Here is a 25989-nt window from a genome sequence, read left to right on the forward strand (position 1 = left end):
AAAAAGAGGAACTGCAGTAGTACAGTTCCTCATGATTTATGAATTAGAAATCTCATGTTCTTGCTCAAAAGGTAAAATCGTAGTGATCTGAAACCCATTCGTTCCATCAATCAACAATTTACCATTCAACACTGCTGTTCGCTCTTCCATTCCTAAAATACCAAGCCCTTTACGAATGTCTCCTGCACTTGCTCCATTATTTTTAGATTCAAAGCGCAAAAATTTTTGATAGACATGTAAACGTACCGTTACAGTCGAAGCTTCACTATATTTCAACGTATTCGTTAAAAACTCCTTCAAATTTGCAGCAATGACTTGCCAGTGGAAGCGACTGATTTTATTTAAAGCGCCACTATATTGAAAATCGACAATGATTTGATGGCTATCGGAGAAACGTTGAAGTTCCGCCTTGACTTTATTGATATTGAAAGATTCATTTGTAGGACGTTCATCATGTAAAAGATTGCGCACTTCTTGGATCGATTTTCTTAAAATATCACTCGACTGGATCAACAATCGTTGCGCTTGTTCTGGCTGGTTTTTATTAGTGACTTTTGCTGCTTCTAATTGGATCAAACAGCTCGTCAAGTCGTGCCCTAGATGATCATGTATCTCATGGATGATCCGTTGTCTCTCGACTAATGTTGCTTCTTTTTGCATGACTTCCGCATTCAACGTACTTTGCGAAAAAAGTTTGGATAACTTGTTTCGTTCGATCCGCAAATAATCCGAAGAAATAGTCAGTTCTTCTTGCTCTTTCGTCATCTTTTCCGCAGACCAAATGATACTGATCATCCCACTTACCCACAAAACAAATAAAAAGTACAACGAAGAAGAAAGAAAGAAACTCCCCACACTATAACTGATCAACCCTATAAATAAAAGCAACCACGGTTTTTCCAAACAAAAATAGCCTTGTAGCAGAGAAAGTGGCAACAAAAAAATCACTTGTTCGACAAAAATCAAACTTAACAAAACGCTGATCAATTGCAAAACAACAAACCAAGGACGATAACTTTGAAAGCTTTCGCCTAAGAAGAATAGTGCTAACCATGCCATACTTAAACCAATCACGAACATCAATGTTTGTGAAGAGGTTTGATCGATCGTCAGTCCGATCAAGCCAATGATCGACAACAAATTGATCGATAATCTGATTGCTTGCATCTATGTCATTACCTCGCCAGTGAGAACGTAGATCGCTAGTTGTGTGCGATGATCCAAGTTCAATTTTTTTAAAATCATTGAAAGATTATTATGGACAGTTCCTTCGCTTAAAAATAGTGTTTGCGCGATCGCTTTATTCGTCATACCTTTTGCGACTAAATGGGCGATCTCTTGCTCGCGCTCTGTTAATACAGTTAGATTCGCTTCTTGATTGTTCTTCTTGTCTAAGTGTTGTGTTGCTTTCACAAGGATTTCTTTTGAAAGGATCGTTTGTCCTTGTAACACACTTTTAATTGCTTGGATCACTGCTTCTGGAGGAGTTGTTTTTAAAAGATAACCACTCGCACCATTGCGTATTCCTTCATCTATGTAGCGATCTTCATCAAAAGTAGTTAGAATAATGACGGGTATCTGGTATTCTTCCGTGATCTGCTTCGTAGCAGTAACGCCATCCATTCCCGGCATACGCACATCCATCAATACGATATCCACTTGGTTTTCTTTACAAAATTGAATGGCTGAATCCCCCTCATGACAAATCCCAACCACTTGAAAGTCTGCTGCACTTTCTAATATGATTTTCAAGCCACTTGTAATCAGCGCACTATCATCTACTAATAAAATTTTTGTCATAGCGATTCTCCATGTTTTATTTTAAACAAATAGGTCAGCGAGAAAAAGCGAGTAAACAGTGTATCAATTTACTTTTAGTTAAATCATTCGAATCGTCATCTCTGTCTCAACACTTCTTCTTTTTTTTTAGTATACTAGAAAGAATAGGTAAATAGAAGTACGAGTCAGCAGGTCTTGATCGTTATAGGGTATGACACAATCATCTTTAGAAGATAAGAAAAAACCCAAAAACTAAAAGAAACATTTTTGGGTTTTTTCAGCTTGCATCTACGACTATCTTAGTCTTATTTCTTATACCATCGTTTCATTATCTTTCTTACGTTTCAGCCAACTTGCTAGAGCGGTACCTACCGCACCAAAGCCTAACAATGCAAAAGCACTAACTACTTCACCTGTATTCGGTAATTTACCACCTCTGCCAGTACTAGTCGCTGCAGCATTAGTGCCCGAACCATTGCCGCTTCCCCCATTTGGAGTTGTACCAGGTTGATTGTTCCCAGGTGAATTATTACCGGAAGGATCACCAGCGTTATTCCCAGTATTTCCACCAGGTCCTCCGTTTCCGCCATTCCCACCATTACCACCTGAACGCGCTGTGGTAAGAACGATTGGGTCAGATTCTTCCCCTGCTGAAAAGTTCGTACTCTCGTCTGAAATAGCAGTAATCCAATAGCTCGTATTAGGACTTAATCCCACAAACGCCCCATCCACCGCGGCTATCCCATCTGCATAAGCAACTACTCGTGCAAGAGGATTAGCTTGAGGGTCCGTATCATAGATCAGGAAAGTCACATCTTGAAGCAACTCCTCTGCATGGTCATGGTACCAATCTTCACCAGGTGTATCTGGTGTATCATCATGATGAAGCAGCGCTGTCCCTGCAATCGTGATCACTTCATGCGTATTGTTTTGTGCTGCTAGTTCTTCGTCAATTCTCAAGTAAGCCCCAGCTGCTTTTGTAATCGCTTCGACTTCAAAGAGATCCTCAATCAGGTAGGTATCCTCTCCGTTAGTTGGTAAGCTTGTTACATCATAATTAGAAAGATTGATCGTTCCCCAATCAAGTGTCCAGTTTGCCCCTTCGATCGTATTTGTGCCCGCAACACTATCTTTATATTTGAAGTCTTCTTCTATCCAAGTCGCTTCATCGCCTGGCGCTAAGCCAGTCAGTGTTGGCGCATCAAAACGATCGATGTTTGTCGTTCCATTGAATGAACGAGCAAAAACCGTCCCTTTTTCTAGCGTAATTTCAGCTGGAGTAACTTCTACAGTTGCTTTATTCCAATGCTGTCCAGGTTCTAGCACAGTCAGACGTCTGAGTGGTGTAGCAGTAATTTCATAAGTGCCAATACTTGTCACCTCTAAAATCAAATATTGACCATCATCTGAGAGACGGAACCCATCTGCATCTGTTCCAAAAAGATAATCAGCAGGATTGCCACCACGTCCAAATACAGAGAACGCATCAGAAAGGAGAACTTTTGTCTCTCTTCCACCATATGGAACTTCGATCGTTTCACCTAATGCATCAATCGGTAACGTATCGACTTCATTACCTATTCCTAACTTAGGATAATTTGTCGTAGTATCCCATATCCAAGTACTACCGAAATCCCATCCATTGGATTTATAGGTACTTTGTGTTCGTAATTCAATGACATCTAACGGTTCGAGAACATCTGGGGTGATTTTGCCCTCCACACGTTCTCCACCGGCTAACACTTTGGAATTATTATAGTAATAACTATGAATACTATAATTTTCTATATTGAAATGGTGGACATTTGTCTCTCCAATGACATCCCCCATCGCGTAGCTATTCTTTGGCCTATAAGAATTAGATTTTCCGACAAATCCGCCAACAAAATCGACCCCAACGACATGCCCAGTGCTATAGCTCCGAGCGACCTCCTTCGCAAGAGCCTGGATCTCTCCGATAAAACCACCAACCTTATTTATTCCAGTGACATCGCCAGTCGCATAAGAATCAACCACTGTACCACCAAAATAATTTGTTCCAATCAATCCGCCATGGCCCTCGCCTCCTGAGCTAGTGACATTACCTGTCGCATATGAACGACTGACATGCCCATAATGATTATAGCCAATCAAACCGCCGACATTGTGCACATTAGCTGTTACATGACCAGTTGCGTAACTATCGACTACAGTATTTCCATTGTAGCCAATCAAACCGCCGACAGCCTGATTAGTGTCATTTACATCCCCATTAACTGTAACTGTCGCAGAAGATGAGGAACGAATCACAGCGGTACCATAAGTATTAATCGGTATAAATCCGACTAGCCCCCCTACATAGGTACTACTAGCTTCAATACTTCCACCAATAATAGCAGAATCAGTGACAGTTGTTGGTCTCGTTGCATCACTGATTCTGCCAATCAATCCACCGGTAGCACCTCCGCTGCCTCCTCCGATGACAAGTGGATTTTCTAATGTGATTCCGGAAATTCTTGCACCCTCAGTCACGCCAAAGAACCCACGATTGTCTTCATCACCTGATTGTACGCCCGTAGTCACTCTCATATTACGAATAACTGTTCCACGCGTGGCTATAAAACTTCCTGTGAATTTTGTTGCTGAAGTTGTCCCATAGCCCACAGGAATCCAGTCTGAAGTTAACGTGATATCATTCATCAATTGGTAGTGAGCGGTTAAATCATTTCTCATTTCATTTAATTGAGCTTCAGTGGTGATTTGGAATGGAGAGTCGATAGAACCATTACCTCCCCCTGAAAATAAAGGTTCAATAGCCATTCCATTTGTCTCATCGAATTCTTCAGACAGTGAGAACTGATCTTCTAACCGATCTGTCGCTTCCTCTTGAGCGGTTGCTTTACCCGGTACACCACTACCACTTTCTGTTTGACTTACCATCTCATCATTCTCTAAAGTGTTCGCAAAAGTTGGTACTGTTTGTGCCAACAACATAGAACTCAGAAGGATATTTGCAATCAGTTTTTTCTTACTCAACTTAACCATAAAAACCCACCCTTTCATTTCTAACTATTTTTTAATTAACAACATTATTATCTCATAAAATAATAATAAATTGAATTTTTTAGCTGTTTTAAAGCTTATTATAATTAGATAACTCTAATTATATAATAACATTTTTATATTTATTTATTATGTGAATTTTCAAATTTCATCGTAGTGATTTAGGTTAGTGCCTCTGCAATAATTTAATAACGAATGATATTAAAACATCATAATGTTCATCCCCACTCATTTAATTCTCTACAAAAAAATGAGATCCCTCAGATAATTGAGCGACCATCGATCAATTGACTTTATTTCACTGATTATTTTTCCTTGGTATTCCACTCAAATCACTTGATATAAAACGATGCCTTGGAAAAAGGAATCAGACAATACTAAAAAAGATTGAGATAATCACAGTCAGTTTTCAAAAATTGTCCAAAACTTAAAATCTAAACAGCTATTTTAAGGTCATAGGAATATTTATTGAATCTGCCTATCATTATCTCAATCTCATTCTTCAAATTATCGTTTAATTATTTTTCTTACCTTTCAACCAACTAGCCAAAGCTGTACCGACCGCACCAAAGCCAAGCAGTGCAAACGCACTTGCTACTTCACCTGTCTTCGGTAAATTACCACTTCTGCCATTACTTCCGGCCGATGCAGCATTCGTAGGAACACTTCCGTTACCACTTCCAGAAGTATTTACACTTCCAACATTTGGAGTAGGGGTAGTTCCAGATTGATTGTTCCCTGGCTGATTATTGCCAGTTTGATTGTTTCCTGAAGGAGCGCCAATGTTATTTCCTGTGTTTCCTGTATTTCCACCGGTTCCTCCGTTATCTCCACCATTATCTCCATTTCCTCCGTTTCCTCCATTATCTCCTGAAAGTGATGTAGTAAGCATGATTGGGGCAGATTCTTCCCCTGAGCTAAAATTCGTACTCTCATCTGAAGTCGCAGTGATCCAATACGTGGTATTCGCACTTAACCCTACAAATGCCCCGTCTACTGCTGCTACGCCATCTGCATAAGCAACCACTCGTGCCAATGGATTCGCTTGTGGATCTGTGTCGTAAATCAAGAAGGTCACATCTTGAAGTAACTCCTCTGCATGGTCATGGTACCAATGCTCACCCGGTGTATCCGGTGTCTCATCATGATGAAGTAGCGCTGTACCCGCAATCGTAATCACTTCATGGGTGTTGTTTTGTGCCGCTAACTCTTCATCGATTTTCAAGAAAGCTCCAGCTGCTTTGATGATTCCTTCGACCTCGAATAAGTCGGTCACTTTGTACTCACCATTTTCATCTGCTGATAAACCAACGACTTCATAGTTTTCTTGATTCACGGTTCCCCAATCAATCTGCCAACTATCCCCTTCGATCGTGTTCGTTCCAGCAATAGGATCAGTGAACTGGAATACCTCTTCCTGCCAATTGATTTCGTCACCTTCAATTAAACCCGATAATGTTGGACGTTCAAAATCAAGGATTTCTCTTGTTCCATTAAATGTTTGCTCAAATACCCTGCCTTTTTCCACAGTGATTTCAGCTGGAGTCACTTCAATCGTTGCCCTACCCCAGTTTTGTCCGGGTTCTAATGTGGTTAAACGTCTCAACGGAACCGCAGTGAGTTCATAAACACCCACACTGTCAATCGCCATGATCAAGTCATTGCCATCTTCGGAAATACTGATTGCTCCGCCACTCGACTCAATAAGAAAATCTTCAGGATTGCCGCCTCGACCAATCAAAGAGAAGACTTTTGCCAATGGAATGCGCGTTTCTGGTCCACTATACGTCACTTGAATCGTTTCTCCTAGCGCATTCATTGGTAATGTATCGACTTCATTACCTAATCCTAACTTGGGATAGTTTGTTTCAGTATCCCAGAGCCAAACCGAGTTGAAATCCCAGCCATTCTTGCTATAGGTCGTTTGCGTACGTAACTCGATGACATCAACCGGTTCAAGTATACCAAGATCATCTGGTAGTTGTTCAGGAACAGCCCCACCGTCTAAAACTTTTGCAAGATGATAGTAGTAATTATTTACCTTATTTCCTTCACCACCACCAAAAACATCAACATTCCCAGTTCCACTAACATCGCCCATTGAATAACTATTTTGAATGGTAGTTGCTCCCAAAGCTCTACCTACGAAGCCCCCAGTATAATTTGTGCCGATAACATTTCCTGTACTATAACTTCGCTGCGTCTCAAGAACGCCACTATCGATCATCCCCACGAGCCCACCTGTATTTTCATTTCCGTTTACATTCCCGGTGGCATAAGAATCGTAGATAGCTGCATCAGAATCGTTTAAACCGATAAGTCCACCTGTATAGTCACCACTACTAGTGACATTTCCTGTCGCATAGGAACGAGTGACCCTTCCACCAGAATTGTTACCAATCAAACCACCTGTATTCACCTGGGTACTTGTCACATCTCCAGTAGCATAACTGTCGATTATTTGCCCGCTAGTACTTACGCCAAGCAAGCCACCTACTCCTTGACTTCTGATTGAATTAAACCTAATACTAGCGGAAGAAGAGGAACGAGAAACAATACTGGCTCCTGCGTAACCAATTAAACCACCAATAAAACCATACATCGTTGATTCGATGCTTCCGCCAATAATCCTAGAATCACTCACTCTAGTAACAGAATCGGTAGAATCTCTGACACGTCCGATCAATGCCGCAGTTCCAGCACCATCTCCTGCCACAACTCGCGGATTTTCAATAGTGATTCCAGAAATCGTAGCCCCATCGGTTGTCGCAAAAAGACCTCTATAGCCTTGCCCTGACACGGTATCAGACGAATTAGCCGTAATCGTTAAATTCCTGATCACAGTGCCAGGTTCAGCGGTCAAACTGCCTCTAAAATTTCTATTTACAGCGTCAAACGACGTAGAATAATAACCGACAGGAATCCACGCTGAAGTTAATGTAATGTCATTCATGATTCTATAATGCGCTGTCAGATCCGCTCGCATTTCATTCAACTGTTCTTCATTCGTTATTTGATAAGGTGAAACAGCTGTTCCTTCTCCTACACCCGTAAACCTTGAACTGATCGAAATTTCTTCCAAATCTTCGTTCTCTTCTTGCGACTCAGCTATTGGTTCGGCAAACGTTTCTGCTTCATCCATCTCAGGTAAGTCTGCCTCTTCCGGTTCATCAGACAAAGATAAAGGTTTTTCTGGAAATGGTTCTTCTGCGTTTTCCTCAGTTTCTACCCTGATATCGCTCGCATCTTCCAAAGCCTCTATCTCATTGGATTCAACCTCATTATCCATGATTTCATCTTTAAGATTTTCTATTTCATCTAACTCTTCGACTGTTTCCTCATTTTCAGCTACTGGGTGATTCATTGGATCGACACTATCTAAAACACTTGCAAATGTCGGTGCAGTTTGTGCTAACATCATCGAACTTAAAAGTACACTTGCAAGCAGTTTTTTCTTGTTCAACTTCCTCATAGAAAATCCACCTTTCAAATTATGATTTAAATCATTATTCACCTAATAAAAATAAGAGAGGCAAGTGAAATAAAACAGAAAACTACTCGAAAAAAGAGATTGAAACAAGGATGCATAATTTCTAAAAATAGTCCAACACCTAAAACTAAAAAGCTGATTTAAGGATTTGAGGATTACTTCTTGAGCCTACGCATAATTATCTCAATCTCACTTTTCAAATTATCGTTTAATTATTTTTCTTACCTTTCAACCAACTAGCCAAAGCTGTACCGACCGCGCCAAAGCCAAGCAGTGCAAACGCACTTGCTACTTCGCCTGTCTTCGGTAAATTACCACTTCTGCCATTACTTCCGGCTGATGCAGCATTCGTAGGAACACTTCCGTTACCACTTCCAGAAGTATTTACACTTCCACCATTTGGAGTAGGGGTAGTTCCAGATTGATTGTTCCCTGGCTGATTATTGCCAGTTTGATTGCTTCCTGAAGGAGCGCCAATGTTATTTCCTGTGTTTCCTGTATTTCCACCAGTTCCTCCGTTGTCTCCACCATTATCTCCATTTCCTCCGTTTCCTCCATTATCTCCTGAAAGTGATGTAGTAAGCATGATTGGGGCAGATTCTTCCCCTGAGCTAAAATTCGTACTCTCATCTGAAGTCGCAGTGATCCAATACGTGGTATTCGCACTTAACCCTACAAATGCCCCGTCTACTGCTGCTACGCCATCTGCATAAGCAACCACTCGTGCCAATGGATTCGCTTGTGGATCTGTGTCGTAAATCAAGAAGGTCACATCTTGAAGTAACTCCTCTACATGGTCGTGGTACCACTGTTCACCAGGTGTATCTGGTGTCTCATCGTGATGAAGAAGGGCAGTACCCGCAATCGTAATCACTTCATGGGTGTTGTTTTGTGCCGCTAACTCTTCATCGATTCTTAAGAAGGCACCTGCTGCTTTGACGATTCCTTCGACCTCGAATAAGTCGGTCACTTGGAAATTATCACTTTCATCAGCTAATACACCAACGACTTCATAGTTCTCTTGATTTACGGTTCCCCAATCGATTCGCCAATTATCACCAGTAATCGTATTTGTCCCCGCAATGCTGTCAGTATATTGGAATAGCTCTTCCTGCCAAGCGATTTCGTCGTCTCCGACTACCCCTGATAAGATTGGAAGATCGAAGTCAGTCACTTCCGTTGTACCATTAAAAGTACGTTCAAATACTCTTCCTTTTTCTACTGTAATTTCAGCTGGCGTTACTTCAATCGTTGCTTTCCCCCAATTTTGTCCGGGTTCTAATGTCGTTAAACGACTTAAAGGAACCGCAGTGATTTCGTAAATTCCTACACTGTCGATCGCCATGATCAAGTCAGTTCCATCTTCGGAAATACTGATCGCTCCGCCATCCGACTCAAAAAGGAAATCTTCAGGATTGCCGCCTCGACCAATCAAAGAAAACACTTCCGCTAAAGGAATGCGCGTTTCTGAACCACCATAAGTTACCTGGATCGTTTCACCGATCGCATTGATTGGTAACGTATCGACCTCAGTTCCTAAGCCTAATTTAGGATAATTCGTTTCTGTATCCCAGACCCAAACGGAGTTGAAATCCCAAACATTCTCGATATAGGTCGTTTGCGTGCGTAACTCGATGACATCAAGAGGCTCAAGTTTACCCATATCATTCGGTAGTTGTTCCGGGGCTACTCCACCGTATAAAACTTTCGCAAGATGATAATAGTAATTATTAACGATAGTTCCGCCTACACCAAAAACATCGACATTCCCAGTTCCACTCACATCTCCCATTGCAAAACTGTTTCGGATCCTAACTGATGCTCCAGACACTCTGCCTACAAAGCCTCCTGTGTAGTTTGTCCCAACGACATTCCCTGTACTATAACTTTGTGCAACTTCAATTACCCCAGTATCGAGCATTCCAACTAATCCACCAGTATATCTACTACCTTGTACATTCCCTGTAGCATAAGAATCATAGATAGATGCCGTATAAGAATTTCCTCCAATAAGGCCGCCAGTGTAATCACCACCACTAGTTACGTCTCCGGTTGCATACGAACGCTTGATCGTTCCACCAAGATTATAGCCAATCAACCCTCCTGTATGTGCTCGGTTACTAGTTACATTCCCTGTAGCATAGCTATCGATGATTTGACCACGACCACTTACTCCAATCAAGCCACCTGTTCCTTCACTTGTTGTTGCAGCTAACGTAACAGTAGCTGAGGAAGAGGAGCGAGAAACAATACTATATTCGGAGTAACCAATCAACCCTCCAATATATCCCTGTACGGTCGACTCAATATTCCCACCAATAACCTTAGTATCACTCACCATTGTAACAGCATTTGGCGAATCGATCACACGTCCGATTAACGCACCTGTTCCAGCACCGTCTCCCGCAATAACATTTGGATTTTCGATAGTGATTCCAGAAATCGTCGCACCATCAGTTGTTGCAAAAAGCCCTCTATACCCTCGAGTCGCTGCTGTATCCGGTGAATTAGATTTGATCGTTAAATTTTTGATCACAGCACCAGGTTCAGACGTCAAACTACCTCTAAAATTTCTATTTATAGTATCATACGATGTAGAATAATAGCCGACTGGTATCCACTCTGACGTTAAGGTGATATCATTCATAATTCTATAATGCGCAGTCAGATCGTCACGCATGGCATTCAGCTGTTCTTCATTTGTGATTTGATAAGGCGAGACAGCTGTTCCGTCTCCTACACCGGTAAATCTTGAACTGATCGAAGCCTCTTCTAAGTCTTCGTTCTCTTCTTGCAACTCAGGCATTTCTTCGACCAGTATTTCTACTTCATCACTTTCAGACAAGTTTGTTTCTGCCAGTTCGTCAGACGAAGGTAGCAAATCCTCTGCTAGCACTTCTTGTTCGATTTTCTCAGTCGCTACCACTATATTGCTCTCATCATCTAGAATATCTGGTTCATTTGATGACACCTCTTCATCTATGATTTCATCGATAAGATTTTCCATTTCATCTAATTCTTTAATTCTTCAATTGTTTCCTCTGCTTCAGTGACTGTGTGATTGATTGGATCGATATCTTCTAAAACGCTTGCAAAAGTCGGTGCTGTTTGTGCGAACACCATCGAACTTAACAGCACACTTGCAATCAGTTTTTTCTTGTTCAGCTTAACCATAAAAAACCACCTCTTATTTTCTAATTATATTTTAATTTATATGCACATTATCTCATAAAACTTTCTTTAAATGAATTTTTTTACTGTTTGAAAAGCTTTTTGTATTAGATAACTCTAATTATATTATAACCTTTTGTTTTTTATTTCATTACGTAATCGTTAATATTTAATCGAAAAGATTTTAGCCTTTCGTTACTTGGAAATAGGAAAACATGCGATATTAAAACATTGTTATATTTAACTCGACTCTTTCAATTATCCACTTAAATAAAACCGCTTACAAAGATAAGTTAGAAGCTATCCTCGGCAGCACATTTACCGCTCAACTCCTAAATACTTGTTTATTAACCTTTGCCATTATTCCAGTTGATAATGGTTATAATGTTTTTCAAAAACAAAAAAAACAAGAAAATAATAACAAATAACCTATTCCACAAACAATTAAATGATTGGACAGATCGTTGATATTATTGATATCACTGAGAGTCTAACACTAAGATACCATTCAATAGACATGAATATTTATTCTTCCAACAAATGATCCAACACCCTAATTTCGTTATTTTATTTTCAGGAAATACCAATCTTTCAACTGATACACATAAGAAAAAAAATCGATCGAAATACATCAGAAAATAAAAAAAGAGATTGAGAAATAGGTCAACAAGAAGATTTTTTGAATCTGCTCACCATTCTCTCAATCTCATTCTTTATATTATCGTTTAATTCTTCTTACGTTTCAGCCAACTAGCTAACGCTGTGCCTACCGCACCAAAGCCAAGCAATACGAATGTACTCGCTACTTCACCAGTTTTCGGTAAATTACCACTTCTGCTATTATTTCCGGCTGATGCAGCATTCGTAGGAATACTTCCATTACCATTTCCAGAAGTATTCACACTTCCACCATTTGGAATCGTCCCAGTTTGATTGTTCCCTGAAGGAGCGCTGATATTATTTCCAGTGTTTCCGGTATTTCCAGTATTTCCGCCGGTACCTCCATTGCCCCCGTTATCTCCACCATTATCTCCGTTTCCTCCATTGTCTCCTGAAAGTGACGTAGTAAGAACGATTGGATCCGATTCTTCCCCTGCGTTAAAGTTCGCACTCTCATCTGAAGTTGCAGTGATCCAATACGTGGTGTTGGCACTTAAACCTACAAATGCGCCGTCTACTGCCGCTATCCCATCTGCATAAGCAACCACTCGTGCCAATGGATTCGCTTGTGGATCTGTGTCGTAGATCAAGAAGGTCACATCTTGGAGTAATTCCTCTGCATGGTCATGGTACCACTGTTCACCAGGTGTATCTGGTGTATCGTCGTGATGAAGAAGCGCTGTTCCCGCAATCGTGATCACTTCATGGGTATTGTTTTGTGCCGCTAGCTCTTCGTCAATTTTCAAGAATGCACCATTTGCTTTTGTAATTGCTTCTACATCAAAAATATCGGTGACAAGGTACTCGTCAGATCCAATAGTGGGCAATCCTGTAATAACGTAGTTGGAGTTGTCGATCGTTCCCCAATCAAGTGTCCAGTTTGCTCCTTCAATCGTATTTGTGCCAGCAGCACTATCCGTATACTGGAAGTCTCCTTCTATCCAAGTCACTTCATCTCCTGGCGCTAGCCCACTTAACGTTGGTGCATCAAAATGATCGATTCCTGTCGTCCCATTAAAGGCACGAGTATAGACCGTTCCTTTTTCTAGAACAATTTCTCCTGGAGTGATTTCAACGATTGCTTTATTCCAATTCTGTCCAGGTTCTAACGTAGTCAGACGGTTGATTGGTGTAGCCGTAATCTCATAGGTACCAATACTCGTGATCTCCAAAATCAAATAGTCGCCATCATCTGAAAGACTGACCCCATCCGCATCTGTTTCAAAAAGGTAATCTTCTGGATTTCCTCCGCGACCAAATAAAGAAAATGCCTCAATGAGCGGAATCCTTGTTTCTGCTCCACCATACGGAACTTGAAGCGTTTCGCCTAACGCATCGATCGGTAACGTATCGATTTCGTTACCTAGTCCTAACTTAGGATAATTAGATGCAGCATCCCACACCCAAGTACTACCGAAATCCCAACCATTCGCTTCATAAGTACTTTGTGTTCGTAATTCAATGACATCTAACGGCTCAATAACGTTTGGGGTAACTTGCCCACTCACTAGCATACCTTGAGAGCGCACTTCAGCATTATTATAGTAGAAGTTATTGCTATTCGTACCACCTAAGCCAAAATGGTCTACATTCGAATCTCCCGTCACATCACCCATTCCGAAGCTATTTTCGATAGTCAAATTATCAGCGTTACCGATAAATCCACCGACATAACTAGTACCAACTACGCTTCCTGTACTATAGTTGCGTGCTACTACGGTATTGTATGAATAAACTGCTCCGATGAACCCACCGACATTCTCTCGTCCAATAACATCTCCTGTCGCATAAGAATCCACCACTGTACTATAGAAATCCTGCCCACCGATCAAACCACCAATGTTATCATTATCTTGACCATCGACATTTCCTGTGGCATATGAACGACGAACGACGCCCAAGCTATTTAAACCAACCAAGCCACCTGTATTGGTTGCGTTTGCTGTGACATTGCCTGTCGCATAACTGTCCACTACTACATTCCCATTTATTCCGATCAAACCGCCCACTGCTTGAGGGTACATGTTAGGATTCGCATTTACTGTGATCGTTGCTGAAGAAGAAGAACGAAGAACCATAGTACCAGAGACCCTATTCGCCATGTAGCCAACGAGCCCACCAACACTCCCACCAGTCGCTTCGATAATTCCACCACTGATAGCAGAATCAGTGACGGTTGTTGGATTCCCAGATTGATCGTTGATTTGTCCAATCAACCCTCCAGTATTGAGCCCATTCAGCCCGCCCACAATGTGCGGCTTTTCCAAAGTGATCCCTGAAATCGTTGCGCCATCTACTACACCAAAAAATCCTCGATTGCTCACATCACCAGCTTGCGCACCAGAGTTAACTCTCACATTATGGATAACTGTCCCAGGTTCAGCTGTAAAACTTCCAGTGAATTTTGTCGCTAAAGTTAATCCATATCCAACTGGTATCCACTCTGAAGTTAGTGTGATATCATTCATCAATTGATAATGCGCCGTTAAATCATTTCGCATTTCATGTAATTCAGCTTCAGTAGTGATTTGGAATGGTGCGCTGATCGAACCATCACCCGCTCCAGAAAAGTATGATTCAATCACCGTTTCATTTTGCTCTTCCATTTCTTCCAACAATGTCTGCTGCTCTTCAATCAGCTGTTCGGTTGTCTCTACTGTTTCTTGGTCAATGTCTTCAGGAATGGTTTCCACATTACTTGCTTCTTCCAGAACCTCTAATTCGTCGGGTGCCACTTGATTAATCAAAGTCTCATCGTTACTATTTTCTATTTTTTCATCTATTGACTCTGCTTCAATCACAGTTTTCCTGTTTGGATCACTCTCTTCTAAAGCGCTTGCAATAGTAGGCGCTGTTTGCGCAAATACCATCGAACTTAAAAGCACACTTGCCATCAGTTTTTTCTTGTTCAACTTAACCATAATAATCCGCCTTCCTAATTCTAATCTTATTTTAATTTATATATTAATTATCTCATAAATTGATTTAAAATTGAATTTTTTAGCTATTTAATAAACTCTTAAAATTAAAGAACTCTAATCATTTTATAATTTTATGTTTTTTATTTATTATGCATAATTTGATATTTAATAAAAAGTTTTTTTATATTACTTTCCTGGAAAATAAAGCAACGATCGATATTAAAATATTGTTATGTTTAATACCATTCCTTTGATTCCAACTTAAATAAATCCGTTTACATTCTTTGGATAAAAAACTATCGATATGCTACTGATTACATCGCAGTTAAAATACTTTTCCATAAACATTCTTTTTTAATGTATCTATTGGAGATTATAATGTTTCCAGATGATAGAAAAACACTCCACATTCGAAGTATCGTCTTTTTTTAGAAATAAAATGATTAGAAAGGTCTATTTTTTTTCAAATAAGTGATCGACAATACTCGATTTATTATCCAGAAATCACGAATATTTATTCCTTCAAGCAATATCCGATAGTTTATCATCGTTATTTTAGTTTCATCATTAAATCCCTCTCGTAACAGGTTAATGTACGCCAAAAAAATCACTCAAAGCTTACAGTAGCTTTGAGTGATTCTTGATTATATTTTTCAACCATTTTTTTCATTGATCAAACATCATAACAATCAGTCAAACAAAATTTACTTTTTCAATTATCATTCAATCGTGATCTCGTCTCCCAATTCAAGTATCGGAAAAACTTTTGGCTCCACTAAAATTGCTCCAGGAAGGATCTCATTATTTTCAGTTTCTCTAAAATAAACCGAGATATGTCCTAGTGATTCGTAATTCGCATTCGCGTCTGAGCCAACTTCAAGTATTCGATATTTATTTTGACCAATTTTTAGCGTAGCGTTTTTTCTCAACACATTCTCTGGCTTTGTCACGTTCTCATGGATCACACAAATATCTCTTAATTCAGGTGGTGCTTCAGGTCCAAAAAGAACCAATAAAAATTCTTCAGCAAAATCTTCAACGATATGACCAATCTGAGTTATCTTCGTTTTATGCATCGTCAGCCTCCTAATCTTACGCGAATGTTTCGTCCTGCAATCGACGGATCTTGAACACTGTTGTCGATTCATCCAGTTCGATATCGTCCATTGTCAAGAACGCACCACCTTTGATGTCACGTTTTGCTACTGAACCACCGCCGACTAATCCGATTGGCACATTGCCATTTTTCTTCATGTCTGCATGTGTTTCAAGTACACCTCGGACGCAATAACCACCGATACCATCAATTTTCTCACCTGCTTTGATATCACGCTTCGCTACAGCAACTGTTTCAGAAATTGGTGCGCCCATAGGCACGATAGCTGTATCGTTTTCTAAGACTGCTCGAGCAATCGTCAATGGTGTTTCTAAACTGCATAGATGATACGGACGGTATAAGAGGTGATGATCTCTCTCCCCTTTTTTCATTAGATAGTTCAATTCATGCTGGACGCCTTCATTTTGTCCCTTAACGATACAGAAGATTCCTGGCGCAATGCCATCCACATACTCAACCACACCAAAATTATTTAAGATCCCGCCGTTTTCTTTCAAGTCTAATTTCTCGACTGTCCCATCTAAATCAGCCGCAATCCCGTGCATACCAACAACATCTGGTAAGTAACCGATTGCATTTGAAAGAAGATTCATTTCTGCCATCGTTTTTGTACCGTCTTGGAAAGCAGCTAGCATATGGCTGTTCATTCCTTTTGCATCAGCTTCCGCTTGAGCTGTATCAGGATTGGCGTTTACTTTCAGTGCATTGTTTTTCCCTTTTCCTGCGACTAATACCTCCATCCCCATACTCTTAGCAAATTCGTACATCTGAACGGTTGCTGCAGGCTCATCCCCATCTGATCCTGTGTAGATCAATCCAGCCGCATCATAAAGCTGTTTCATCAATGGCCCGACTGTAATATCGATTTCCACGTTCAATAAAACTAAGTGTTTTTTCGCAATCAATGTTGCTAAAGCAATTTTGGCTCCAGCCTCCGGTACTCCAGTGGCATCAACAATAATTTCTACATTATCGGAATTGACGATTTCTTTGAAATCTGTACTGGTCAGAATATTGATTTTCTGCTCTGCACTCGCATTGTATGCATCTGCTGCTCGTTTTGCCGCGTCCAGATTGATATCACTGATTCCGCCAACGATCATACCAGGAATCGTTGAGATTTGTGAGACCATTCCAAACCCCATTTGTCCTGCACCAATGACGCCCACTTTGATTGGCGCACCATCTTTTTCTCTTTGTAAAAGCTTTCCATATAACGTCATTATAGTTCCTCCAAAATAGTTTATTTTCTTTCACTTTCAATGAACTCGATTGCTTGTGTGAGTGCTTCTCCATATTTTCCGTTCAGAAGGTGTTCAGGGATGTCCGTAATTGCTTGCCCATTTACTTCTTCAAATGGTTTGAACTTTGCAAAGATCGTTAAGCCAGACATCACTTGACACTCTTTTATCACACCATCAAGGCTGGTGACCATCAACACAATGTTTCTTTTTTTGAATATACTTTGCGTCATACCAATACCGAAATATCCTTCTGAATTGTTTTGAATGATCTGATTGACTGTCTTTTTGTAGTAATTAGAATGTCTGATCGAAGTCATAACGTTCAAACCAAGTAGTATAACGACGAGCAGCACTAAACGAATTTCCCCCATAGCTCACACTCCTGTTTTTTAAAGATATTCATTCACCATGCGATTGGCTAAAATCTTCGGTGAGTTGGCAAAATTTCCAATTGTCGATCCAGCAATATGTGGTGTGATGGTGACATTTTCTAAAGCCAAGTATGGATGATCAGCCGGCAACGGCTCTTGCTCAAACACATCTACTGCGGCTCCAGTGATTTCTTTTGTTTGCAAAGCTTCGATCAAATCATTCTCGTTGATCAATCCTGATCTCGCACTGTTGATGATAACCGCAGAGTCTTTCATTTTTTTAAAATGTTCTTTGTTGATCATATTTTTTGTTTGCTCCGTCAAACGATAGTGCATCGAAATGATATCTGCTTGTTCAATCAGTTCGTCTAGAGAAACTTGAGTATCCTCTGTTTCTCCTTTGAAATAATCATCAAAGAAAATGATTTTCCCACCAAATGGACGTATCAAGTTCGCAACTTTTTGACCAATTGCCCCGTACCCGATCAAACCGACAACAGATTCTTTCAACTCAGGGGTCAAAACACCGTTTGGATAGTGTTTCTCCCATTCACCATTACGCAATTTCCCATCCGCTCTGGCAATATTACGGATCTCAGAAAGCATCAAGCCTACTGTATATTCCGAAACACTTGTCTCACTACGTCCAGGCGTGTTGAAAACGGTGATTCCCTTTTCTTCCGCATATTCGCGATTGACATTTTCAATACCAGCACGTAATACCCCAACAAATTTTAATTTTTTTGCCTGATCAATGACTTTTTTTCCTACAGGAGCGAATTGCGTGATCAAGTAATCGTACTCTTCGATTCCTTCCATTAAATAGTCCGGGAGATCTACTGATTCACTGCCTTGTTTTTCCAAAGTGATATTGTCTTTTTGCAAGGCTTCCAAATCAGCATGTTGCCACTCTTTGACTTCCACTTCGATGCCTTTTTCCTTTAATAACGCTAAACCGTCATCCATCATTTTTTTATCAATGAATAAATCTGCAATTGCCAAACATTTCATCACTTGCTCGCTCCTTTTGAATTAATCTAACGTGACTGATACTCGGTAGTTTCCTGGTGTGCTTGCTGTCTCAAAAGCTTTTTGGATATCATCTAATGGGATGTGTGTCTCCACCAGTTTTGAAACATCGACTCTGCCAGTATTCAACATTTGTGCCGCATCGTAAAAATCTTCTAATGTAGAGCCATATGTTCCAATCAACTCTAGGCGCATATAATGGACCTTGTTTGGATCAACATCCATTTCTGGCGCAGGGTACCCCGCTGCATACATCGATATTTTCCCATCTTTTGGCTTGACCATTTCTAGTGCTTGATTGTTAGCAATTGTTAGCCCAACTGCAACGATCACGATATCTGCACCTTTCCCATTGGTTAATTCTTTTACTCGTTGAACAGGGTCTTCTTTCTTAGGGTTGACCACTTCAAATCCCATAGATTCAGCAATCTCAATTTTCTTTTCCATCAACTCGGAAACAATGACTCTCGCACCGAATGCACGAGCTGTTTCAGCGTTGAGTAAGCCCATTGTCCCTCCGCCGATCACAACGACGGTATCTGTACCAGATTTGATTCTCAATTTTTTCATATTCTGGATCACCGAGGAAAGTGGTTCAACAAATGCTGCTTCTGAAGGTGCTAGATCTGGACTCATCTTGACAAAGCTTTTTGCTTTTCTGATAAAATAGTTCGCAAATCCAAAGATCCCATAAAATTCATCGGAATAATTTTTGCCAAATTGCTTGATGTTTTCACAACCAGTGACTTCTCCATGCTTACATTCATCACAATAGCCACAGTAATCATAGATCACACTCACACAATCCCCAACTTCAAACGTTGCGCCGACTTTACTTCCTTTTGCTACGATCGTTCCTGCCCCTTCATGACCTCCTGCCATTGGATAGCCTTGGTGTTCTCTTAACCCTTGCCACTGTTGGTAATCAGTTGTACAAATATTGCATGCGTCTTGCTTTACCAAAATCTCATCATCTAATAACTCTGGCATTGGCATTTCTGTTACTTTTGCATTTCCTTTTTCTGCTAAATATGCGAATTTTATTTTATTGGGAATCATCTTTCCACCTCGATTTTTATTTTTATAGTCCAAACGACACAAAGTAAGCAACTACAACTGCTAATGGACCGGTAATCACGCGAGAAAATAAGATGGCTGGAACGCCAGAAGAAATCGTATCAGGATTTGCTTCTCCTAAAGTCATACCAACTGGAGCGAAGTCACAGCCAACTTGAGAGTTGATAGCAAATAGAGCGGGTAAAGCATAATGCGCCGGTATGGTACCGTTTGCAATTTCTGTCCCAATCAGCAAGCCGATCACAGATGCAATAACTGCCCCTGGAGCGAGTAGTGGTGAAAGAAAAGGCAAACTCGTGATCAGACCTAAAACAACTAAACCAATCAAACTTCCAGCTAATGGTGATAAGACTCGAGCAATCAGATTTCCGATGCCAGTGTAATTGATGATCCCGATCAAGGTAGCGACAAAAGCCATGAAAGGAATAATATTCGTCATCACTGTATCGATCGTTTCACGCCCTGCTTGGTACATGATATTGATAAATGTCCCAGCCCCACGCCCGATCATATCGATAAATCCGAGGAATCCTTTTCTTTTCGTTGAATCTGCCGAAGCTTCCGCAGTAGACGCTTCCGTTTCATCGACTGCCTTTTCCTCTTGTAAGCTTTCAGTTAAAGTAGTTGGTGCAGTTTGGATCGCTTCATCCGGCAACTCACCATTGACTAGCTGTAAATCATTCACCGTAGTCCCTGATACAAAGATATCTTCAGTCATAAACTTAGCTAGCGGACCCGAAGGCGCTTGCAATTTAACGTTGATTGTTGGGATACCCATGCGAGGATATGTGCCACATCGAGCGGTTCCTCCACAATCAATGACAGCGGCAAGTGTTTCTTCTTTTTCAACTGGATTTTTGAATGAGTCAACTGCGGTCGTTCCTGTTAATTCTGCAATTTTTTCCGCTACAGGATGGATGCCTCCACCTGTGACACTGATGATATATTTCTTTTTATGATCAGGAACTAAGGTCAAAGGTCCACCCCAGCCACCATTTCCTTTATTAACGATTACTTTATTTCCCATTCGCTCTCCTCCTATTTCATTCAGGCATTCACAGCTTTTTTCTTGTCACGACTTGCTAATACAGCGGCGATTCTTTCAGTCAAAATCCCACGAATCAAAATAATCACAAAACCCGCTAAGAGGTAGCGTAAGCCTAATTCGCTCTGATTTCCTACTTGAGCATATCCAGAAGCGACGCCCAGGAAAACGAATAACTCTGCTGAGTTCGCATGAGGAAAGAGTCCAACGATCGGATGTAACATGGAAACTGTTGAATCATAATACGCTGCTTTATGTTCCTCCTTTAAAAAGCGACCAAATGTATAACACATCGGGTTTGTCAGGAAAAAACAAGCTAAAAATGGAATCAAAGTGTATCTAAGAATCATGAATTTTGTACATACTTGCATAAATCCAAATACTCGGTCTTCACCGATGATCTTGATTAAAGCGTTTACAAATAAAATCAAAGTAATCAAAAGCGGCACTATCCCAGTCAGAAACCCCATAAATGTGTCTGCTCCAGCTTGGAACATCCCGATGAAACCGTCTGAAAGCTTTACTAAAAAATCCATAACCTTCCTCCTATGATAAAATTTGCTCTTTAATATCAAAAGACACGATTTGTGTCATTTGATACCTTCGAACTCATAATATCAAGTGACACATTTCTTGTCAAATGGTATTTTCTTTTATTTTTAAATTATTTGGTATAAAATTGATGTAATATTACGAAGAATCCAGTGACCACAAAGGAGAAAAAAATGAATAAATCTGAAGAACGAAACTTAATCAAAGTTGCTACCCTTTATTACAAAGAAGGTTTGACACAAGTCGAAATATCAAAGAAAATGGGCGTTTCTCGATCCTTGATTTCAAAATGGTTAGTTGCTGCCAGAAATCAAGGATTCATTGAATTCTTCTTCAATAGCGAAGAAGTTTATTCCGTCAATCTAGAAAATCAATTGGAAAAAAATTTGGTTTAAAATCAGCTACTGTTATCGATACAAATAATTTATCTACTTCTGAGATCAAAAAATTGCTCGGTCAGACAGCCGCCTTATCGATCAAAAATAAAATCGAGACAGTCCATTCGATTGGACTGTCTTGGGGGAAATCAATCCAAGCATTAGTCTCACAATTTCCATTTGAATCTTATCAAAATAAAGTGTTTATTCCCCTGATTGGTGGAATGGGTACAGATAATTTTGAAGTTCATTCGAATCATCTATGTTATGAATTTGCGAAAAAAACACGAAGCTCATCTAAATATTTATATGCACCCGCTTTGATCAATGATCCCTCTGCAAAAAAAGTGCTGGAGAACAATCAAAACATCAAAGAAGTGTTGGAAGAAGCCAAACATGTTGATATGGCAATCGTCAGCATCTCTTCCCCGCAACACAGAAATACGATGCAAGACATGGGGTATATTACAGATAAAGATATCGCTGAGCTTCTTGAACTGAATATCGTTGGTGATATCAATTCTCGCTTCTTCGATAAACAAGGAAAAGAAGTCAATCACTTATCAAATACCAATGTGATCGGTATCAGCATCGAAGACTTAAAGAAAATTCCACAAGTGATTGCCATTGCATATCAAAAAGAAAAGTGGTCAGGGATTTACTATGCGTGTATCAATCATTTGATTACTGATTTGATAACAACTGATGAGATCGCGAATGAGATTTTGAATGCAGAATTGTAATTTAGTTTTTTTGAAAAAAAATAAAAAAAACTAGTTATTATCCAAAGTTCAAGGACTCTAACTAGGGCGATATGCTATACTTTTTTAGACAGTAAAGTGAAATGACGGTGGCGACTTCGAAAAAGGTGGTGGTGCTTATGGAGATAAGTACTGAAATCGATGAAAGGAGAAGCCTATTTGTCCGCATATGAAACAGTCCAAACAATTTTAGCTTTCGGTATGTTTACCATCGCTTTAGTTGGCTTGGTTGTTACAATGCTGAAAAATGACAAAGAGAAGTAACCGTCACTTTAGCGAGCCGATGGTTACTTCTCTTTGAGTTAACTATTACACTTGCCACTAGCTTTTAGCGGTGCTGTCAAAAGGGAGCTGTTGACGCAGTTCCTTTTTTCGTTTTTATTATAGCATAGTTTCGGCTTCTTCTTCAATTCTGATTTTTTATTAAGCAGATTTTAATGGAGATAAGTACTGAAATCTATGAAAGGAGAAGCCTTTTGTCTATTGCATCAACGCTAGAGCTAATGATTCGTTTCAGTTTATTTACCGCAACTCTGATCTTTGGCATCCTAACCTTGACCAACAAAAACGACAAAAAGAAATAGCCGACACTTTTTTCCGGGAGACGTCTATTTCAAATTAAAATATAATTCTGTCACCGGTTTTAACGGTGCTGTCAAAAGGGAGCTGTTGACGCAGTTCCTTTTTTCGTTTTTATTATAACACAGCTTCGGCTTCTTCTTAAATTCTGATTGATATTTTAGGAATAATTTATAGGAATAAATAATTTGCAAAACAAAAGCAACTATTGTCCCTATTAATTTCTTATTGATACAAAGATTGTCTTTCTTGCTACTGATTTAGATCTCAGTAGTTATCATCCAATAACCACTGTATCAAATTTACATGCGCAATTCCATCGACATCACTTGTAAATGGATCGAGTGTTAAAACCATTTTGTCATAATTATCGGCAATCTCCTTCAAGGGGCGAAACTCTCGCTCACGGGTTTCAGGGGAAGCTAATAAATAACTAACTTGAATATATTTACGGTCGATTTTTGTTTCCGTTTTGCGTTCAGCAATGAAGTCTATTTCGTATTGATTCGTTTTTCCAACTGACACCTCATAGCCTCGTGCCATCAATTCCAACAATACGATATTCTCTAGCACAAGCTCAAGATCTTCTTCATTTCTACCGATAATCGCTTGTCTTAATCCATGGTCTACAACATAATATTTTTCTTGAGAAGCCAAAAATTTTTTACCTTGAACGTCATATCTTTTTAATGGAATGATTGCGTAAGCATCAGTAGCAAATCCTAGATAATTGAGAATTGTCGTTGGCGATACTTTAAGACCCTCATTTTTCAAATATTTTGTTATCGAGTTTGCTGAAAAAGTTCTTCCAACATTTCCTAAAACAAAATTCAACAATCTTCTTAATAATTCAGGATCTCTGAGATTTTCTCTTTCGATAATATCCTTCAAAATAATTGAATTATAAACATCACTTAAATAATTTAATCGATCCCGATATTGTATATTTTGAAATACTGGAAAGGGCATACCACCTTCAACTAAATAAGATTGAAATAAATCATTTTCACTCCTATTATCTCCAATACTACGCCTTCCTTCAACATATTCTAAAAATTTAAAAGGATAAATTTCAAATTGAACGTATCGCCCACTAATCAGAGTAGACAATTCACCAGATAACAGTTTTGCATTGGAACCTGTAATATAAATATCTACTCTACTTTTATAAGTTGCACGCAAAGAATTTATCACTTTTTCAAAATGATTAACTTCTTGAATCTCATCTAAAAAAATGTATGTTTTCAAATTAGTTTGAGCTATTTTTTTTTCTATATAGTCATTTAGTGCATGGTATTCTAAATATGGTTCAAAGATTAACTCTTCAAAATTAATAATAATAAATTGCTCTTCTTTTACCCCTTTTGACTTTAAATAGTTTTGAATCAACTCTAGCATAATGGATTTGCCTGAACGTCGAACTCCTGTCATCACTTTGATCGGTTCAGTGTCAACAAACGGTATAATTAATTCTAAATAATTTTTTCTAACAATCATAATCTCACCTCTTTGTTTCCATTATAATGGAAACAAGATGCATTTAACAGGTAATTATTCATTATAATGGAAACTATGATTCTGATTTATAGCAAGAAATGAGTGGACTACTTTCTAACTCTCGTTTGGAAAAATTAATTGCTTTCTTTTGAAAAACATGAGTATTAAAATTTTTACTTCCTCTTCTCTGATATCTCTCTTTAGTTATTTCTAGTTAGGCTTGCTCGTATTTCATCCAGAGAATAAGATTCTAACTTATATTGAATTTTTTGATTAGTGATTTTACTCTAATTCTACATGCTAAAATCAAATAAACTAAGTTACATAAATATCTTAAATAGTTTCAAAAATCTAAAAGAAACATTGTAGATTATTAAGTTTGTTTCTTGAATTTGATTACTTCTGCCATCGTCTTATTTTACACAACGGAATCCTAAGTTGTTTGCAGCAGACATACCTGAATTCCCATTACGTGCTGCAATCCGATATCTTTTACAGTAAGAATAATGACAGAGGAAAGAACCTCCTCGTGTTGCGTAAAAGTTATCATCTACTTGTTGATATGCTTGCCAAATTTCTTCACTCGTTGTTGTTTGAAATTTTTTCAAATCAACTCGTGCTGGATTGCTACACCATTCCCAGACATTTCCAATCGCTTGATACATCCCTAGTCCATTTGGCTCGTACCATTTGGCTGGTGCTGTATTCGTGAAACCATCGTCTTTTGTATTCGTGTGTGGAAAATCCCCTTGCCAAATATTTGCTCGATGTTTACCAGCTAAGATAAATTCTTCATCGCCCCATGGATACCGCTCATTATTTGTCCCGCCTTTAGCTGCAATCTCCCATTCTATTTCACTTGGTAAACGTTTGCCCGCCCATTTACAATAAGCAATCGCATCGTTACGAGAGACTTGTACAACAGGATGATCCATACGCATTTCAATCGTTGAATCTGGACCTTCTGGATGACGCCAATCAGCACCAGCTACAGCGTACCACGATACCATATTGGAAACTAATTGACTTTTCATCCGTGTTTGTTCACTCAAAAAATAGTGAAAGACAAACGACCAACCAAAACGTTCAGCCTCAGTTACGTAACCTGTTTCCTCAATAAATTTAGCAAATTCAGCGTTCGTTACAGTCGTCTCATCCATCCAAAAGGTTTGAACTATAACCGATAAACGAGGTCCTTCATGATCTGCTTCAAAACCGTCTACGTGATTTGTTCCTACTTTATAACTTCCACCAGGTATTTTTATCATTCTTGTCAC

General features: G+C 39.4%; 19 protein-coding genes and 1 pseudogene. 4 read left to right on the forward strand and 16 right to left on the reverse strand.

The features are described 5' to 3' along the window. Nucleotides 1–36: 36 nt before the first annotated feature. The 14 genes from DOK79_RS01075 to srlA all read right to left on the reverse strand — a co-directional run bounded on the left by DOK79_RS01075 (nt 37) and on the right by srlA (nt 21482). On the reverse strand, nt 37–1167 hold the full coding sequence (locus tag DOK79_RS01075) for a sensor histidine kinase (protein WP_206853387.1): 1131 nt from the start codon (nt 1165–1167) through the stop codon (nt 37–39). After that, nucleotides 1168–1800: a response regulator transcription factor gene (locus DOK79_RS01080; protein WP_206853384.1), complete on the reverse strand. Its 633-nt coding sequence runs from the start codon at nt 1798–1800 to the stop codon at nt 1168–1170. A 291-nt stretch (nt 1801–2091) separates the two neighbouring features. Further along, nucleotides 2092–4803, reverse strand: coding sequence for an LPXTG cell wall anchor domain-containing protein (locus DOK79_RS01085; RefSeq protein WP_206853380.1), 2712 nt, complete (start codon nt 4801–4803; stop codon nt 2092–2094). Between the two features lie 532 nt (nt 4804–5335). Further along, a complete protein-coding gene (locus DOK79_RS01090) occupies nt 5336–8293 on the reverse strand; it encodes a GLUG motif-containing protein (protein ID WP_339092662.1) in 2958 nt (985 codons plus the stop codon). Nucleotides 8294–8519: 226 nt separating this feature from the next. Then, nucleotides 8520–11318 carry a GLUG motif-containing protein gene (locus tag DOK79_RS01095; protein WP_339092664.1) on the reverse strand — a complete coding sequence of 933 codons (2799 nt, stop codon included), beginning with the start codon at nt 11316–11318 and terminating at the stop codon, nt 8520–8522. Nucleotides 11319–11323: 5 nt separating this feature from the next. Further along, a complete protein-coding gene (locus DOK79_RS01100) occupies nt 11324–11485 on the reverse strand; it encodes a hypothetical protein (protein WP_206858649.1) in 162 nt (53 codons plus the stop codon). A 722-nt stretch (nt 11486–12207) separates the two neighbouring features. Continuing rightward, the gene (locus DOK79_RS01105; protein WP_206858651.1) at nt 12208–15063 is read right to left on the reverse strand and encodes a GLUG motif-containing protein; all 2856 of its coding nucleotides are present in this window, start codon (nt 15061–15063) and stop codon (nt 12208–12210) included. Between the two features lie 719 nt (nt 15064–15782). Further along, on the reverse strand, nt 15783–16139 hold the full coding sequence (locus tag DOK79_RS01110; RefSeq protein WP_206858653.1) for a PTS glucitol/sorbitol transporter subunit IIA: 357 nt from the start codon (nt 16137–16139) through the stop codon (nt 15783–15785). Nucleotides 16140–16155: 16 nt separating this feature from the next. Next, nucleotides 16156–17403, reverse strand: coding sequence for an NAD(P)H-dependent oxidoreductase (locus DOK79_RS01115; protein WP_206858655.1), 1248 nt, complete (start codon nt 17401–17403; stop codon nt 16156–16158). A gap of 20 nt (nt 17404–17423) precedes the next feature. Further along, the gene (locus tag DOK79_RS01120) at nt 17424–17795 is read right to left on the reverse strand and encodes a transcriptional regulator GutM (protein ID WP_206858659.1); all 372 of its coding nucleotides are present in this window, start codon (nt 17793–17795) and stop codon (nt 17424–17426) included. Nucleotides 17796–17813: 18 nt separating this feature from the next. Next, the gene (locus DOK79_RS01125; protein ID WP_242543330.1) at nt 17814–18806 is read right to left on the reverse strand and encodes a 2-hydroxyacid dehydrogenase; all 993 of its coding nucleotides are present in this window, start codon (nt 18804–18806) and stop codon (nt 17814–17816) included. A 21-nt stretch (nt 18807–18827) separates the two neighbouring features. Next, entirely contained in the window at nt 18828–19883 is a 1056-nt protein-coding gene (locus tag DOK79_RS01130; protein ID WP_206858665.1) for a zinc-dependent alcohol dehydrogenase, read from the reverse strand. A gap of 22 nt (nt 19884–19905) precedes the next feature. Beyond that, a complete protein-coding gene (srlE, locus tag DOK79_RS01135; RefSeq protein WP_206858669.1) occupies nt 19906–20928 on the reverse strand; it encodes a PTS glucitol/sorbitol transporter subunit IIB in 1023 nt (340 codons plus the stop codon). Between the two features lie 20 nt (nt 20929–20948). Beyond that, nucleotides 20949–21482, reverse strand: coding sequence for a PTS glucitol/sorbitol transporter subunit IIC (srlA, locus tag DOK79_RS01140; protein ID WP_206858672.1), 534 nt, complete (start codon nt 21480–21482; stop codon nt 20949–20951). Nucleotides 21483–21671: 189 nt separating this feature from the next. Between srlA and DOK79_RS01145 the strand changes: the two genes are divergently transcribed. The 4 genes and pseudogenes from DOK79_RS01145 (at nt 21672) to DOK79_RS15465 (ending at nt 23220) form a co-directional block, all read left to right on the forward strand. Continuing rightward, nucleotides 21672–21893, forward strand: coding sequence for a helix-turn-helix domain-containing protein (locus DOK79_RS01145; RefSeq protein WP_242543331.1), 222 nt, complete (start codon nt 21672–21674; stop codon nt 21891–21893). A 14-nt stretch (nt 21894–21907) separates the two neighbouring features. Further along, the gene (locus DOK79_RS01150) at nt 21908–22618 is read left to right on the forward strand and encodes a sugar-binding transcriptional regulator (protein WP_339093357.1); all 711 of its coding nucleotides are present in this window, start codon (nt 21908–21910) and stop codon (nt 22616–22618) included. Nucleotides 22619–22755: 137 nt separating this feature from the next. Next, nucleotides 22756–22900 (forward strand): annotated as a pseudogene (gene pepG1, locus DOK79_RS01155) (type I toxin-antitoxin system toxin PepG1). Nucleotides 22901–23139: 239 nt separating this feature from the next. Next, complete coding sequence (locus DOK79_RS15465; RefSeq protein WP_422392106.1) at nt 23140–23220, forward strand: putative holin-like toxin; 81 nt, start codon at nt 23140–23142, stop codon at nt 23218–23220. 262 nt (nt 23221–23482) lie between these two features. Here the strand turns inward: DOK79_RS15465 and DOK79_RS01165 are convergent, their stop codons facing one another. Then, nucleotides 23483–24712: an ATP-binding protein gene (locus DOK79_RS01165; RefSeq protein ID WP_206858675.1), complete on the reverse strand. Its 1230-nt coding sequence runs from the start codon at nt 24710–24712 to the stop codon at nt 23483–23485. A 413-nt stretch (nt 24713–25125) separates the two neighbouring features. After that, nucleotides 25126–25980 carry a formylglycine-generating enzyme family protein gene (locus DOK79_RS01170; protein WP_206858677.1) on the reverse strand — a complete coding sequence of 285 codons (855 nt, stop codon included), beginning with the start codon at nt 25978–25980 and terminating at the stop codon, nt 25126–25128. Nucleotides 25981–25989 lie beyond the last annotated feature (9 nt).

Origin of the sequence: Enterococcus sp. DIV1094 (assembly GCF_017316305.2) — a bacterium.
Taxonomy (GTDB): domain Bacteria; phylum Bacillota; class Bacilli; order Lactobacillales; family Enterococcaceae; genus Enterococcus_B; species Enterococcus_B mangumiae.

What these genes read in the sequence shown, in the direction of transcription:
- DOK79_RS01075 (WP_206853387.1), bottom strand. Translation starts at nt 1,167, where the DNA reads ATGCAAGCAATCAGATTATCGATCAATTTGTTGTCGATCATTGGCTTG.
- DOK79_RS01080 (WP_206853384.1), bottom strand. Translation starts at nt 1,800, where the DNA reads ATGACAAAAATTTTATTAGTAGATGATAGTGCGCTGATTACAAGTGGC.
- DOK79_RS01085 (WP_206853380.1), bottom strand. Translation starts at nt 4,803, where the DNA reads ATGGTTAAGTTGAGTAAGAAAAAACTGATTGCAAATATCCTTCTGAGT.
- DOK79_RS01090 (WP_339092662.1), bottom strand. Translation starts at nt 8,293, where the DNA reads ATGAGGAAGTTGAACAAGAAAAAACTGCTTGCAAGTGTACTTTTAAGT.
- DOK79_RS01095 (WP_339092664.1), bottom strand. Translation starts at nt 11,318, where the DNA reads ATGGAAAATCTTATCGATGAAATCATAGATGAAGAGGTGTCATCAAAT.
- DOK79_RS01100 (WP_206858649.1), bottom strand. Translation starts at nt 11,485, where the DNA reads ATGGTTAAGCTGAACAAGAAAAAACTGATTGCAAGTGTGCTGTTAAGT.
- DOK79_RS01105 (WP_206858651.1), bottom strand. Translation starts at nt 15,063, where the DNA reads ATGGTTAAGTTGAACAAGAAAAAACTGATGGCAAGTGTGCTTTTAAGT.
- DOK79_RS01110 (WP_206858653.1), bottom strand. Translation starts at nt 16,139, where the DNA reads ATGCATAAAACGAAGATAACTCAGATTGGTCATATCGTTGAAGATTTT.
- DOK79_RS01115 (WP_206858655.1), bottom strand. Translation starts at nt 17,403, where the DNA reads ATGACGTTATATGGAAAGCTTTTACAAAGAGAAAAAGATGGTGCGCCA.
- DOK79_RS01120 (WP_206858659.1), bottom strand. Translation starts at nt 17,795, where the DNA reads ATGGGGGAAATTCGTTTAGTGCTGCTCGTCGTTATACTACTTGGTTTG.
- DOK79_RS01125 (WP_242543330.1), bottom strand. Translation starts at nt 18,806, where the DNA reads ATGAAATGTTTGGCAATTGCAGATTTATTCATTGATAAAAAAATGATG.
- DOK79_RS01130 (WP_206858665.1), bottom strand. Translation starts at nt 19,883, where the DNA reads ATGATTCCCAATAAAATAAAATTCGCATATTTAGCAGAAAAAGGAAAT.
- srlE (WP_206858669.1), bottom strand. Translation starts at nt 20,928, where the DNA reads ATGGGAAATAAAGTAATCGTTAATAAAGGAAATGGTGGCTGGGGTGGA.
- srlA (WP_206858672.1), bottom strand. Translation starts at nt 21,482, where the DNA reads ATGGATTTTTTAGTAAAGCTTTCAGACGGTTTCATCGGGATGTTCCAA.
- DOK79_RS01145 (WP_242543331.1), top strand. Translation starts at nt 21,672, where the DNA reads ATGAATAAATCTGAAGAACGAAACTTAATCAAAGTTGCTACCCTTTAT.
- DOK79_RS15465 (WP_422392106.1), top strand. Translation starts at nt 23,140, where the DNA reads ATGATTCGTTTCAGTTTATTTACCGCAACTCTGATCTTTGGCATCCTA.
- DOK79_RS01165 (WP_206858675.1), bottom strand. Translation starts at nt 24,712, where the DNA reads ATGATTGTTAGAAAAAATTATTTAGAATTAATTATACCGTTTGTTGAC.
- DOK79_RS01170 (WP_206858677.1), bottom strand. Translation starts at nt 25,980, where the DNA reads ATGATAAAAATACCTGGTGGAAGTTATAAAGTAGGAACAAATCACGTA.